Origin of the sequence: Bacteroides zoogleoformans (genome assembly GCF_002998435.1) — a bacterium.
Lineage (GTDB): Bacteria > Bacteroidota > Bacteroidia > Bacteroidales > Bacteroidaceae > Bacteroides > Bacteroides zoogleoformans.
Map to the genome: position 1 here is coordinate 2,177,112 of NZ_CP027231.1, position 14,391 is coordinate 2,191,502.

Here is a 14,391-nt window from a genome sequence, read left to right on the forward strand (position 1 = left end):
ACAAGACAGACCTCATGCCTGAGAAGGGAGAGACCAATACTTGACAGGACAAAAGGCTGTGTCTGACAAAAGAAAATAAGGAACCGAAATACAATAAGATATCAAACAATAGAAAGCATATTCAATATCGATGAACGAACAATCTTTCGAAATGATTGCCAAAACCTTTCAGGGATTGGAAGAAGTACTGGCACAAGAACTCACCGCACTGGGGGCTAACGACATCGAGATAGGCCGCCGCATGGTGTCCTTCAGCGGAGACAAAGAGATGATGTATAAGGCCAACTTCTGTCTGCGCACCGCCATACGCATCCTGAAGCCCATCAAGCACTTCGACGCCAAAGATGCCGACGAAGTCTACGAGCAAATCAAATCCATCCGTTGGGAGGATTATCTGGACACGGACAAGACCTTCGCCGTAGAACCTACCGTCTTCAGCGAAGAGTTCCGCCACTCCAAGTTCGTGTCTTATAAGGTGAAAGACGCCGTCGTGGACTACTTTCGTGAAAAGACGGGCGAGCGTCCCGGCGTGCGTGTCAACAAGCCTGACGTACTGCTGAACATCCATATCGCCGAGACCCGTTGCACTCTCTCGCTCGACTCCAGTGGCGAATCACTCCATCGCCGTGGCTACCGCCAAGAGGCTGTAGAAGCGCCACTGAACGAAGTACTGGCCGCCGGCATGATACTGATGACGGGCTGGCGAGGCGAGTGTGACCTGATAGACCCCATGTGCGGCTCGGGTACTATCCCCATTGAGGCGGCGCTCATCGCGCGCAACATCGCCCCGGGAGTCTTCCGCAAGGAGTTTGCTTTCGAAAAGTGGGTGGACTTTGACCAAGATCTGTTCGATGCTCTCTATAACGATGATAGTCAGGAACGTGAGTTCACCCATAAGATTTACGGCTACGATAACAATCCGAAAGCAAACGAGATTGCCATACGCAACTTAAAGGCTGCCGGTGTCAGCAAGGACGTGGTGTTGAAGCTGCAACCCTTCCAGCAGTTCGAACAACCGGCTGAAAAATCGATTATCATTACTAACCCTCCTTATGGTGAGCGCATCTCCACGAACGACCTGCTGGGGCTCTACTCCATGATAGGGGAACGGCTGAAACATGCATTCATTGGAAACACGGCGTGGGTGCTTTCTTACCGTGACGAATGCTTCGACCAAATCGGACTGAAAGCTACTACAAAGACGCCCTTGTTCAACGGCGCATTGGAGTGCCAGTTCCGTCAGTACGAAATCTTCGACGGAAAGTACAAGGAGTTTCGCGAAGGCGGAGAAGAGCTGAGCAAAGAGCTCGGCTCGGAGGAAGCAGGTGAAAAGCGTCAGTCCGGGGATGGCGAGAAACGTGAGTTTCGTCCCCGCGAAAGAAGAGAGTTTCGCAATGAAAAGCGAGAGTTTCGTCCCGGAGAGCGTCGCGAGTTCAAAGACGGGGAGAAACGGGAGTTCCGTTCGCGCGAAAGAAGAGAATTTCGCAATGAGAAACGTGAATTTCGTCCCGGAGAGCGTCGTGAGTTCAAGGACGGAGAGAAGCGGGAGTTCCGCCCCCGTGAGAAGCGGGACTTCCGCCCCGCAGGCAAACCCCGCTCGGGAGAGTCGTACCCGGAAAGAAAAAGACGAGAAAGGAGAGAGAAGGAATAATTCCCTCTCCGCAAACCCTTAAAACAACCATATTCATGAACAAGAAAATCATAACCCGGGGCACGCTGGCATTGCTGTTTGCCTTGTCAGCCCCCCACGCAACCCACACCATGGCACAAGAACCGACTGCCGAAGCATTGAAACGCCCCACGCTGGAAGACCTTATCCCCGGCGGGGAAACCTACCGTTATGTCGAAAACCTGTACGGCCTGCAGTGGTGGGGCGATGTCTGCATCAAGCCCGACATAGACGAGCTGAAAGCCATCGACCCCCAAAGCGGAAAAGAAACCCTGCTCGTCACCCGAGAAGCGGTGAACCGCGCTTTGAAAGAGGCGGGACTGAAAGAATTGTCTCACTTCTACAGCGTGCGTCTGCCTTGGCCCGGGAAAGAAGAGCTGCTGCTGCCCATGCCCCAGCAGTTTGCCGTCTATAACTGGCGAACCGGTCAACTGACCCGCAGAGACGACCTGCCCAAAGAACCCGCCGCCAACTACGACCTGAGCACGGAAAGCCTTCACCTGGCCTATACCGTGGAGAACAACCTCTACGTAGACGGCCGCCGCATCACCGACGAACCTCTCGGCGTGGTCTGCGGACAAAGCGTGCACCGCAACGAGTTCGGCATCTCGAAAGGCACCTTCTGGAGTCCTGCCGGCGACCTCCTCGCCTTCTACCGCATGGACGAACGGATGGTGACGGAATATCCGCTGGTAGACATCACCGCACGGGTGGGCGAATTGAACGCCATCCGCTATCCCATGGCGGGCATGACCAGTCACCGGGTGCAGGTGGGCATCTACAACCCTGCCACCCATCAAACGGTCTATCTGAACACCGGAGACCCTACCGACCGCTACTTCACCAACCTCTCGTGGGCGCCGGACGGGAAAAGCCTCTTCCTGATAGAGCTGAACCGCGACCAGAATCGCTCCAAGCTCTGCCGATACGACGCGCAGACGGGCACGCTGCTGCAAGTGCTGTTGGAGGAAAGGCATCCCAAATACGTGGAGCCGCAGCATCCCCTGCTCTTCCTCCCGTGGGACGACACGAAGTTCATCTACCGCAGCCAGCGCGACGGATACAACCACCTTTACCTCTTCGACCTTGGCAAGCTGTCCGCACAGCCCCGCTCCCTGACCTTGGAAAGCGGGGAGCAGACGCCAAGCCCGCTGACAACCGCCGGCAACGGCAAAAGCCCGAAAGGAGCCGCCGGCCTGCAACTTACTTCCGGCGACTGGTTGGTGCAAGATGTGCTGGGCTTCAACGCCAAGCAGAAGGAGGTCATCTTCACCGCCACCAAAGAGTCGCCCTTGCAGAGCAATATATATAAGGTGAACGCGAGTAACGGCCGAATCACCCGTCTGGATAACGGCCAGGGCGTGCACCGTCCCCGTCTCTCTGCCTCGGGCAGCTACCTCATCGACAGCTATTCCACGCCCGACGTGCCCCGCCGCATCGACCTTACAGCCACCCGGAACGGCCAACGGCTTGTCCACCTGCTGACAGCGGCCAGTCCGTACAAAGACTTCGACATGCCAAGCATCGAAACGGGAACGCTGAAAGCCGCCGACGGCACAACCGACCTCTACTACCGCATCGTCAAGCCTGCGGACTTTGACCCGAACCGGAAATATCCCGCCATCGTCTACGTATATGGCGGTTCGCATGCCCAAATAGTGACCAACGGCTGGATGAACGATGCCCGCGGCTGGGATCTCTACATGGCAAACAAGGGCTACATCATGTTCTCGCTGGACAACCGGGGCAGCAGCAACCGGGGACTGGCGTTCGAGAATGTCACCTTCCGTCAGCTGGGCATCGAAGAGGGCAAAGACCAGGTGAAAGGCGTGGAGTTCCTGAAAAGCCTGCCTTACGTGGACGGCGACCGCATCGGCGTGCACGGCTGGAGCTTCGGGGGACACATGACCACCGCACTGATGTTGCGCTATCCCGAAATCTTCAAGGTAGGCGTGGCGGGCGGCCCGGTCATCGACTGGAGCTACTACGAGGTGATGTACGGCGAACGCTACATGGATACCCCGCAAACCAATCCCGAAGGTTACGAGGCCACCAACCTGAAGAACCTTGCCGGCAACCTGAAGGGACATCTGCTCCTCATCCACGATGACCACGACGACACCTGCGTGCCCCAGCATAGCCTCTCGTTCATCAAGGCCTGTGTGGATGCCCGCACCTATCCGGACTTGTTCGTCTACCCCGGCCACAAACACAACGTGCTGGGCCGCGACCGTGTGCATCTGCACGAAAAGATTACGAGGTATTTTGAGGACTACCTCTGATGCAGAAAAGTCTCCTTTCGAACTCAGATAAATGATAACACCATACAGAACAGCAACCATGAAGATCTTATTAGTAGGCTCAGGCGGTCGTGAACACGCTTTGGCGTGGAAGATTGCCCAAAGCCCCCAAGTAGAGAAACTGTTTATTGCTCCCGGCAACGCCGGAACTCAGGCGGTCGGCGAGAATGTGAACCTGAAAGCCACCGACTTTGCCGCACTCAAAGCTTTCGCACTCCAGAAAGGCATCGACATGATAGTGGTAGGCCCCGAAGACCCATTGGTGCAAGGCATCTTCGATGCCTTCAAGGCTGACGACTACACCGCCCACATCGCCGTCATAGGCCCTACCGCCCAAGGCGCCATGCTGGAGGGAAGCAAGGAGTTTGCCAAAGCGTTCATGGCACGCCACCACATACCCACTGCCCGCTACTTGAGCGTGACGTCCGCCACCTTGCAAGAGGGGCTCGACTTCCTGTCAACGCTGCAAGCCCCCTACGTGTTGAAGGCAGACGGCCTGTGTGCCGGCAAGGGAGTACTCATTCTGCCCACGCTGGAAGAGGCACGGAACGCCCTGAAAGAGATGCTGGGCGGAATGTTCGGCAACGCCAGTGCCACGGTGGTCATCGAGGAGTTTCTCAGCGGGATAGAATGTTCGGTGTTCGTCATGACCGACGGCCGACACTATAAGGTCTTGCCCGTGGCCAAAGACTATAAACGCATCGGCGAGGGAGACAAAGGCCTCAACACCGGAGGCATGGGGAGTATCACCCCCGTACCCTTTGCCGACGAGGCGTTCATGGAGAAGGTGCGCACCCGCATCATCGAACCTACGGTGAACGGATTGCAGGAAGAAGGAATCCGATATCAGGGCTTCATCTTCCTGGGACTCATCAACGTGAAAGGCGAACCGATGGTCATCGAATACAACGTGCGCATGGGCGACCCCGAAACGGAAAGCGTCATGCTGCGCATCAAGAGTGACTTGGTAGAGTTGCTGAAAGGCGTCGCACAAGGAGACCTCGACCGTCGTACCTTGGAGTTAGACCCCCGCACGGCCGCCTGTGTCATGCTGGTGAGCGGCGGTTACCCCGAAGCCTACGAGAAAGGGAAAGCCATCTCAGGCCTGGAGCAAGCGGCACAGACGGACAGCCTCGTGTTCCATGCCGGCACCGCTACAAAAGACGGACGGACAGTAACTGCCGGCGGACGCGTCATTGCCGTCTGCTCTTATGGAGAAACGAAAGAAGAAGCCCTGGCAAAGTGCTATAAAGCGGCCGAAAAGATAGCCTTCGAGAAGAAATACTTCAGAAAAGACATCGGCTTCGACCTTTAGCTCTTCCAAGTAAACAAACAGCCTGTATGCACAGAACCAAACGATTGCAAAGCCGGATAACCACGGGGCGGTTTACACTGCCTGCCGCCATCCTGATATCAATAGCCTGCTGGCTATTGTCAGACGCTCTGTTATCCGAACTGCAAGTACAGCAAAGCGAATATCCGCTTTGGCAGACGTTCTGCGACTTATGCATCCCCACTTGGGGAAATCGGTTCTTTGGCTTTATCCTCTATGCCGTGATAGGTTATTTCCTGATACAGCTCAATAACACGTTTGCCATCATTCGGATGCGGGCATCGGTGCAGACCTCTGCTTATTTCCTGTTGATATCCGTCTGCCCCTGCATTCATACGCTGTATGCCGGAGATTTGGCTTCCGTAGCATTCCTTGCTGCCCTGTATTTCTTGTTCAACAGCTATCAGCAAGTACGCTCCATGGGCAACCTTTTCCATGCCTTTGCATTCATCGGATCAGGTAGTCTGCTACTGCCACAACTCATGTTCTTCATCCCCGTCTTTTGGATAGGAGCTTACAACTTCCATTCACTTCAGCCTAAGAGTTTCTTTGCTTCGTTGGTCGGATGGAGTCTGCCTTATTGGTTCCTGTTAGGATATGCTTTTTACTACGGACAGATGGAGTTGTTCTACCAACCGTTCAGAGAATTGGTGTCATTCAGACCCATCGGATTCGATTTCGCACCGTGGGAGCAAGCTACACTGGGCTTTTTTCTGCTACTGTTCGTCGTAAGTTCGGTTCACTGCCTCATAGCCGGCTACGAGGACAAGATACGCACACGAAGCTATCTGCACTTCCTCATCCTGCTGAATCTTTGCATCTTTGTATACATCGGTCTGCAACCGGCATTAACAATTCATCTGCTGTCGTTGCTGCTCATCGGCGTCAGCATCTTGGCCGGACACTTGTTTGTACTGACTAACAGCCGCAGTTCCAACTTGTTCTTTATCTTCACTTTCATTGGATTGTTCATTTTACTCGGACTCAATGTATGGACACTTTCATAGATACACTTGTGCAACTACTGATAGACTGGGGCTATCCCGGTTTATTCATTTCCGCTTTGCTGGCAGGAAGCATCATTCCATTCAGCTCGGAAGTGGTGATGGTGGCGTTAGTCAAGGTAGGGCTAAGCCCTGCGCTCTGCATCCTTGCCGCCACACTGGGCAACACCGCGGGAGGCATGACGTGCTACTGCATGGGCCGTCTGGGACGGACAGACTGGATTGAAAAATACTTCAAGGTAAAGAAAGAAAAGATAGATAAAATGCAACATTTCCTTCAAGGAAAAGGTGCGTTGATGGCATTCTTCGCCTTCCTGCCTTTTGTGGGCGAAGCCATAGCCATTGCTTTAGGATTTATGCGTAGCAACATCGCACTGACCATTACCTCTATGTTCACAGGAAAGCTGACGCGGTACATCGTGATGCTATGGGCATTGCAAGGAGCGGTGGCAATGATGGCTTAAAACCGCTTCCCCCTTGGCTCTGGAAAGAGAAGGAATAAAAAACGGATAACTAAGAAAAGAAATAAACGGCAGAGAAGGATGAAACGTGTAATTGAAAAGACAGAAGACGGAAGCTCTACGCTGTTCGTTCCCGAGCTGAATGAGCATTACCATTCGGTGAAGGGGGCGCGTACCGAGTCGCAGCACATTTTTATCGATATGGGCCTGAAAGCATCGCCCGCTTCTCACCCTTGTGTGCTGGAGATAGGCTTTGGCACCGGGCTGAATGCGCTACTTACTTTGGAGACTGCCGAGAAAGAAAAACGGTGCATACACTACACCGGCATTGATCTTTATCCGCTTGCATGGCACGAAGTGAATGCGTTGAATTATAGCAGCCATCCGCTGTTCAAGACACTGCACGAAGCACCATGGGAAGAGGATGTCCATATTACGCCCAACTTCATCTTGCGCAAAGTGCGGGAGAACGTAGCCGGCGGTGAATGGTCCGTTGCCGGCAGTGAGCGTTTATCGCTGCAATACGATCTCGTTTACTTTGATGCTTTTTCTCCTGAAAAGCAACCGGAGATGTGGAAAGAAGAGATATTTCGAAAGATGTACGCTGCGATGAATGACAACGGCATTTTGACGACCTACTGTTCCAAAGGGGCAATACGCCGCATGCTGCAAAACATAGGGTTTGAGATGGAACGTCTTCCGGGTCCCCCCGGCGGAAAACGAGAGATACTGAGAGGAAGGAAAAGAGCGACTAACCACTAATCACTAACCAACCACCAAATGAAAAAAGTTTATTCATTATTCCTCATAGCCGTTCTGCTTCTTGCTTGCAAGCAGGCAAACCGGCAAACGGATAAGAACGACGGTAAACCTATTATTACCGTCACTATCGAACCATTGCGATATTTCACCGAAGCCATTGCAGGTGATAAGTTTTCCGTTGTCAGCATGGTACCCAAAGGCATGAGTCCGGAAACCTACGATCCTACTCCGGGACAACTCGTAGACCTTGCCAAGAGTAAAGCTTACTTCCGCATTGGATACATCGGTTTTGAGTTGACATGGATAGAGAAACTTACGGACAATGCTCCGCACTTGCACTTCTATGATATGTCCAAAGGTGTGGAACTGATTTCGGACGACAGCCACGCGCATCGTCATGACGAAGGGGACAATCATACGCACGCAGCTCATGACCATGCTTCAGGCATAGAACCTCACATTTGGAATTCCGCCACCAATGCGCAACTCATTGCGGGAAACATTCTCCATGCCCTCTGCACCCTCGACAAGGAGAACGAAGCCTTTTACACAAAGCGTTATCAGAACCTTATCCGAAAAATCGAGCATACGGACGACCTCGTCTGCCAAATGCTTTCCGCAGGTAATGCCGACCGTGCCTTCATGATTTACCATCCTGCATTGTCATACTTTGCGCGCGACTACGACCTGCGCCAAATTCCCATCGAAGCAAGTGGCAAGGAGCCTTCGCCCGCCCATTTAAAGGAACTGATAAAGACCTGCAAGGCCGAAAAAGTGCGTATCATCTTCATACAACCGGAATTCGACCGCCGTAATGCCGAGCTTATAGCCCGACAAACAGGAACACAAGTGGTAAGCATCAATCCTCTCTCCTACGATTGGGAGGAAGAGATGCTGAATGTGGCGAAGAGCCTCTCGTCCAATTCTGCCGAGACGGCCCGAGAGTAAAACAATATGCTTGCAAAATCACCAAAACGTATGATTGAAATAAAGAATCTCTATGCCGGATACGACGGCCGTATTGTACTGCGTGACGTGAACCTGACCATTTACGAGCGTGATTTTTTGGGCATAATCGGCCCTAACGGCGGAGGAAAAACAACCCTGATCAAATGTATTCTGGGATTGTTGAAGCCCATTTCCGGAGAAATTTTATATAGCGGTGAGCGGTTACCGCTAACCATCGGCTATCTTCCGCAGTACAACAGTATCGACCGGAAGTTTCCCATTACGGTAGAAGAGGTTGTCTTGTCGGGACTGAGCAGCAAAAAAAAACTTGTCTCTCGTTTCAATTCTCTGCATCGGGAAAAGGCCCGCGATGTAATAGTACGCATGGGACTGGAAGGGATGGAGCAACGTGCCATCGGTTCGCTGAGTGGCGGACAGATGCAGCGTGCCTTGTTGGGGCGTGCCATCATCTCCGACCCGCAAGTCGTCATTCTCGATGAACCCAGCACGTACATTGACAAGCGTTTCGAGGCTCGTCTCTACGAGTTATTGGCGGAAATAAATAAAGAGTGCGCCATAATCCTTGTCAGCCACGACATCGGCACTGTGCTGCAACAAGTCAAGTCCATTGCCTGCGTCAACGAAACGCTGGATTACCATCCCGATACCGGCATCACGGGGGAGTGGTTGGAACGGAACTTCAACTGCCCGATAGAGTTGCTGGGGCATGGAACGCTACCTCACAGAATATTGGGAGAGCACAAACATGCTCACGACTAAACAAAGAAGCATTGTGCTTTTTTCTCCGACCGATGTAGGTATGCACTTTAACTTACGGTATCCTCTTCACTTTTCGGTTCAATTCTTCGTTTGCGCAATTGTGAATGTTTGTCCGTAGTATGCGGATTTTGTCTCGGTACTCTTTATTCCACCACCCTCCTGAAACGTTCAAGAAATATATCCGCCTCCTCCAGCCCGAGACAGAGGGGCGGAAGCAGGCGAATCACATTCGTGCCACTGACGCCGGTAAACACATGTTGCTCTTTCAAAAGCCTCAGACGCAACTCTTTGATAGGAGCTTCAAATTCCAGACCAATCATCAATCCCAAGCCACGCACATCCTTGATCTGCGGCATCTTCTTCAGCTCCTGTTGCAAATAAGCGCCGACCTTTGCGGCATTCTCCACAAGGTTTTCCCGCTCCATCACGTCCAATACGGCAAGTGCGGCACTGCAAGCCAGATGATTGCCGCCGAAAGTCGTCCCGAGCTGTCCGTAGACCGGAGCAAACATGGGACTGATGAGTACACCTGCCATCGGGAAACCGTTGCCGATGCCTTTTGCCACAGTGATGAGGTCAGCCTTGATGCCGTGGTACCGGTGGGCGAAGAACTTACCGCTGCGCCCGTATCCGCTCTGTATCTCATCGATAATCAGCACCGTATTGTGTTCGGTGCAGGTCTGACGCAGGGCGTGCATAAACTCACCGGTGGGCAGTTGTATGCCGCCCACCCCCTGAATGCCTTCGATGATGACGGCACAGACATCGCCCTTGTCCAACTCTTCCTTCATGGCTTCGATGTCGTTCAACGGCAGGTAGGTGACGTGTCCGCAGGCGTTGATGGGAGCGATGATTTTAGGATTGTCGGTAACTTCTACCGCCAGCGAGGTACGTCCGTGGAAAGCCTTCTCGAAAGAAACCACGCGCGTCCGGCCGTTATGAAAGGAAGCCAGCTTCAGGGCATTCTCGTTAGCCTCGGCTCCACTGTTGACGAGGAATAAGGAATAGTCGTCGTAGCCGCATGCCTTACCCAGCCGTTCGGCCAGCTGTTGCTGCAACTTGTTGATCACCGAGTTGGAATAAAACCCCAGTGTCGCCACCTGTCGGCTTATCATCTCTACATAGTGCGGGTGGGCATGTCCGATGGAAATAACAGCGTGGCCGCCATACAGGTCGAGGTACTCCGTACCCTCCTCATCCCACACGTAGCAGCCCTTGCCTTTGACAATGTTGATGTCAAAAAGAGGATATACATCAAATAGATTCATAAGCAAAAAGAAGCACTTCCCCTAAAGGGAATTACCTTCGTTTTTTAGGTAATTAAATACTGTTTTCCGTCCATTCCTCCTCCCCTTCATACGCGAGGGGACCGGGAAAAAGGCCGGCGTGGGTTTCTAAAATGCGCTCGGCTTGAGCCTAAGCCCCACAGTCTCTTCCAGATTGAACATCAGATTCATGTTATGCACAGCCTGTCCGGCAGCCCCTTTCAGCAGGTTGTCAATGCAGGAGATGATGAGCAGTTTGTTTCCATGCTTCTCCAGATGGATAAGACACTTGTTGGTGTTCACCACCTGCTTCAGGTCGATGTTCTTCTCCACAATGTGCGTAAAGGAATCTTTGGCATAATACCCCTCGTACATGCGTACGATCTCTTCCTCCTCCACTTTGGTCTTCACCACGAGGGTGGCGAAGATGCCGCGAGGAAAGTCGCCACGGTAGGGAATGAAATCAATCTCCGAGTTGAAACTGTTTTGCAACTGCTTGAGCGACTGTTTGATTTCGGGTACGTGCTGGTGCTCGAAAGCTTTATAGACACTCAGGTTGTTGTCGCGCCAGCTGAAGTGGCTCGTTGCGCCCGGCTTTACGCCTGCCCCCGTGCTGCCGGTGATGGCGTTCACCATGATATCGTCGTTCAGCATCAGGTGCTTGGCCAGAGGCAGCAGTCCCAACTGAATGCAGGTGGCAAAACAGCCCGGATTGGCAACGTGCTTTGCCGTGCAGGTGGCGCGACGGTTCAACTCCGGCAGGCCATAGATGAAGTCGTGTTCAGGCGAAGCGATGCGATAGTCCATGGAGAGGTCGATAATCTTCAACTCTTCCGGAACGTTGTGGCTCTCCAGAAACTTCCTTGTATCGCCGTGTGCCGTACAAAAGAAGAGCACGTCGATTTCGTCTAACGGCAGGCGGTCGGTAAACTCCAACTCCGTTTCGCCGTACAGACCTTCGTGCACGTCGGCGATTTTGTTTCCGGCATGGCTCGAGCTGTTGACGAAGGCGATTTCCGCTTCAGGGTGGTTAATGAGCAAGCGTATCAGTTCGCCTGCCGTATAGCCGGCTCCTCCGATAATTCCTACTTTAATCATATTGTCAATCTCTATTGTTTTTTAGGTTATAATCTGTTGTCCGATAAAGCGGTAAGGTTTGGCGATGCACATTCTTTAGACGCGGATGGCGCAGATAACACAGTCTTATCTTAAAAAAGAAACATCATGTTTTCATCCCGCACGATAAAAGAAAAAAATCTGCGGCATCCGTGTCATCCGCGTCTAAAAAATAATCCCCCTCCCAACTCTAAATTTCTTCCTCCTTATGATTGGCATAATACACCCGCAACGGCGTAGAGGTCACTTTGATAAAGCCTTTGGCATCTTCTGCCGTCCAGCCTTTCTGCATCTCTCCGTATTCGCCGAATTTAGTCTTCACGAGGTCATCCTTGCTTTCCACACCTACGGTAGAGAAGCCCAACGGACGAAGCTCCAGAATGGCCGTACCGTTCACGTGGCGTTGCGAAGACTCCAGCATAGCCTCAATGTCGCGCATCACCGGCTCCAGGTATTGGCTCTCGTGCAGGAACATGCCGTACCAGTTGGCCACTTGGTCTTTCCAGTACTGCTGCCATTTGCTCAATGTATATTTTTCGAGAAAGCGGTGAGCGCCGATAATCAGCATTGCCGCAGCCGCCTCGAAGCCCACGCGTCCCTTGATGCCTATTATCGTGTCGCCCACATGCATGTCGCGCCCGATGCCGTAAGCCGCACCAATCTCTTCTACTTTCCGGATGGTTTGGATGGGGTCGTCAAACGCCTCGTTGTTCACCGCTTTCAGCTCGCCTTGCTCAAAGGTGAGGCGCAACTGCTCGCTGCCTTCTTTCCGGCAATGCTTCAGGTAGGCGCTTTCGGGCAATCCTTGGGCAGAGTCGAGAATCTCGCCACCGCAGATGCTGGTACCCCACAGCCCCACGTTATACGAGTATTTCAGCTTGGCAAAGTCGGCGGCAAAGCCATGCTTGTTCAGGTAGTCGATTTCCTCCTGACGGCTCAGGGCCATGTCTCGCGTCAGTGTGATGATTTCCACGCCCGGCGCCATCACCAGAAAGGTCATGTCGAACCGTATCTGGTCGTTGCCTGCCCCCGTAGACCCGTGGGCTATGGCGTCTGCCCCTATCTCGTTCGCATAGCGGGCAATGGCCAGTGCCTGAAAGATGCGCTCAGAACTTACGGAGACGGGGTAAGTGCCATTGCGCAACACATTGCCGAAGACCATGTACTTCAAGCTCTTGTCGTAATACTCCCGCGTCACGTCAAGGGTGACGTATGCCTTTGCTCCCAGTTTATAGGCATTCTCTTCATTGGTTTTCAGCTGTTCGGCGCTGAAGCCTCCGGTGTCGGCGCAAGCCGCGTAAACTTCGTATCCTTTCTCTTTGGCCAGATACATCACCGTGAACGAGGTGTCCAGACCACCGCTGAACGCCACTACTACTTTCTTCTTTTTTGCTTCCATTTCTTTTCGGACGTTTTAGATTTTATCATCTTCGTGCTGCTTCGGGTCGTAAAGCATGGCTGTGCAGATGCAGAATTTACGTTCCTTGGCCATCAATATATCGTGGTTGATGCACCCCTCGCACCCTTTCCAGAAGGCGTCGTCGTCCGTCAGCTCGTTGAAGGTGACGGGCACGTAGCCCAGTTCGGTATTCATCTTCATCACGGCTGCCCCGCTGGTGAGGCTGAATACCTTGGCGTTGGGCCATCGCAGGCGTGCCAACCGGAAAGAGGCCGTCTTGATGCGCTTGGCCAGCCCCAGCCCCCGGTAGTCGGGATGTACTATCAAACCCGAAGTGGCCACGTATTGTTTGTTTCCCCAGCTCTCTATGTAGGTGAAGCCCGCAAACTCCTCGCCGCACAGGGCGATGATGGCCTTCCCTTCCCTCATCTTGGTGGCTACGTATTCGTGGGTGCGCTCCGCAATGCCGGTTCCACGTACCTTGGCAGCCTCACGGATGGTCTCCAGAATCTTGTCTACGTAACTTTCATGGGAGGCATCCGCCACCATCACATCAATTTGTTTCGAATCCATTTCCATTCATTGATTAGAGATGAAGAACAAGAGAATACCTCTTATCCTTTCATTTTGCTTTCTCGTTGTATATGTTATTTGATGTTCGGGATGATTTCCGAAAGAAAACTGAACACTTCGTCGTGCGATGCCGCCTCGTTCAGCACCAACATGATGGTGTCGTCTCCGGCAATGGTTCCCAGGATGGCGGGACATTCACGGTTGTCTATGTCGTAGGCCATACTGCTGGCATATCCGGGGCGAGTGCGGATGACGGCGATATTGGCGGAGAACTGAAGCGAGATGAAACCGCTTGTCATAAGCATCTCGCTGGTGCTTTGCTCGTTGGGGCGTTTGTACATGATATTGTTGGGCAATACATATACATACTTTCCGTTCATGTTTGCTGCTTTTGCTACTTTCAGTTGCTTCAAGTCGCGTGACAAGGTGGCCTGTGTCAACTCAAAACCTTCCTTTTCCAAAGCAGATAACAATTCTTCCTGTGAACTGAGCTCTTTGCCTGAAATAATCATCTTGATGGTTTCTAACCGACTCGCTTTTTTCTTCATACTTTTGTATAATTATTCTTGTGATGGCGCAAAATTAGCGTTTTTTTGAGATATAATATACAAAAAAGAATATTTTTTGTGGTATTTTTATTCTTTATGCATATTGCGTAGGGGTAAACTTCTTTATCTCTCACGTGGTTTGGTTGGGAAATTCGTCATCGTGTCGTTGACGGTTTTGTGCTGCCCGTCATTCAATGAAACTTTTATAATGACGGGCAGTTTTTTCTTTATTG

Annotated in this window: 13 protein-coding genes; 8 read left to right on the plus strand and 5 right to left on the minus strand. The window is 52.4% G+C overall.

All coding sequences use genetic code 11. From position 1 onward, the window contains the following. The first annotated feature begins 130 nt into the window (after positions 1-130). The 8 genes from C4H11_RS08975 (at position 131) to C4H11_RS09010 (ending at position 9,257) form a co-directional block, all read left to right on the plus strand. Complete coding sequence (locus tag C4H11_RS08975) at positions 131-1,651, plus strand: THUMP domain-containing class I SAM-dependent RNA methyltransferase (RefSeq protein WP_106041349.1); 1,521 nt, start codon at positions 131-133, stop codon at positions 1,649-1,651. A gap of 35 nt (positions 1,652-1,686) precedes the next feature. After that, positions 1,687-3,951, plus strand: coding sequence for a S9 family peptidase (locus C4H11_RS08980; RefSeq protein ID WP_106041350.1), 2,265 nt, complete (start codon positions 1,687-1,689; stop codon positions 3,949-3,951). A 58-nt stretch (positions 3,952-4,009) separates the two neighbouring features. Further along, entirely contained in the window at positions 4,010-5,284 is a 1,275-nt protein-coding gene (gene purD / locus C4H11_RS08985; RefSeq protein WP_106041351.1) for a phosphoribosylamine--glycine ligase, read from the plus strand. A gap of 26 nt (positions 5,285-5,310) precedes the next feature. Further along, complete coding sequence (locus C4H11_RS08990) at positions 5,311-6,309, plus strand: hypothetical protein (RefSeq protein ID WP_106041352.1); 999 nt, start codon at positions 5,311-5,313, stop codon at positions 6,307-6,309. Continuing rightward, positions 6,294-6,770 carry a YqaA family protein gene (locus tag C4H11_RS08995; RefSeq protein WP_106041353.1) on the plus strand — a complete coding sequence of 159 codons (477 nt, stop codon included), beginning with the start codon at positions 6,294-6,296 and terminating at the stop codon, positions 6,768-6,770. The genes C4H11_RS08990 and C4H11_RS08995 overlap by 16 nt, the downstream gene beginning before the upstream one ends. 78 nt (positions 6,771-6,848) lie before the next feature. After that, positions 6,849-7,529 (plus strand): tRNA (5-methylaminomethyl-2-thiouridine)(34)-methyltransferase MnmD, encoded by a 681-nt coding sequence (gene mnmD, locus C4H11_RS09000; RefSeq protein WP_106041354.1) that lies wholly within the window; start codon positions 6,849-6,851, stop codon positions 7,527-7,529. Positions 7,530-7,547: 18 nt separating this feature from the next. Then, on the plus strand, positions 7,548-8,477 hold the full coding sequence (locus C4H11_RS09005; protein WP_106041355.1) for a metal ABC transporter solute-binding protein, Zn/Mn family: 930 nt from the start codon (positions 7,548-7,550) through the stop codon (positions 8,475-8,477). Between the two features lie 30 nt (positions 8,478-8,507). Then, positions 8,508-9,257 carry a metal ABC transporter ATP-binding protein gene (locus C4H11_RS09010; RefSeq protein WP_281644618.1) on the plus strand — a complete coding sequence of 250 codons (750 nt, stop codon included), beginning with the start codon at positions 8,508-8,510 and terminating at the stop codon, positions 9,255-9,257. 143 nt (positions 9,258-9,400) lie between these two features. Here the strand turns inward: C4H11_RS09010 and C4H11_RS09015 are convergent, their stop codons facing one another. From C4H11_RS09015 to C4H11_RS09035, 5 genes are all read right to left on the minus strand, one after another. Then, positions 9,401-10,525 carry an aspartate aminotransferase family protein gene (locus C4H11_RS09015; protein ID WP_106043289.1) on the minus strand — a complete coding sequence of 375 codons (1,125 nt, stop codon included), beginning with the start codon at positions 10,523-10,525 and terminating at the stop codon, positions 9,401-9,403. 126 nt (positions 10,526-10,651) lie between these two features. Next, a complete protein-coding gene (argC, locus tag C4H11_RS09020) occupies positions 10,652-11,620 on the minus strand; it encodes an N-acetyl-gamma-glutamyl-phosphate reductase (RefSeq protein ID WP_106041357.1) in 969 nt (322 codons plus the stop codon). Between the two features lie 208 nt (positions 11,621-11,828). Next, positions 11,829-13,037: an argininosuccinate synthase gene (locus C4H11_RS09025; RefSeq protein ID WP_106041358.1), complete on the minus strand. Its 1,209-nt coding sequence runs from the start codon at positions 13,035-13,037 to the stop codon at positions 11,829-11,831. Positions 13,038-13,052: 15 nt separating this feature from the next. After that, a complete protein-coding gene (locus tag C4H11_RS09030; RefSeq protein ID WP_106043291.1) occupies positions 13,053-13,610 on the minus strand; it encodes a GNAT family N-acetyltransferase in 558 nt (185 codons plus the stop codon). Between the two features lie 74 nt (positions 13,611-13,684). Then, the gene (locus C4H11_RS09035) at positions 13,685-14,158 is read right to left on the minus strand and encodes an arginine repressor (protein WP_106041359.1); all 474 of its coding nucleotides are present in this window, start codon (positions 14,156-14,158) and stop codon (positions 13,685-13,687) included. Between the last annotated feature and the right edge of the window lie 233 nt (positions 14,159-14,391).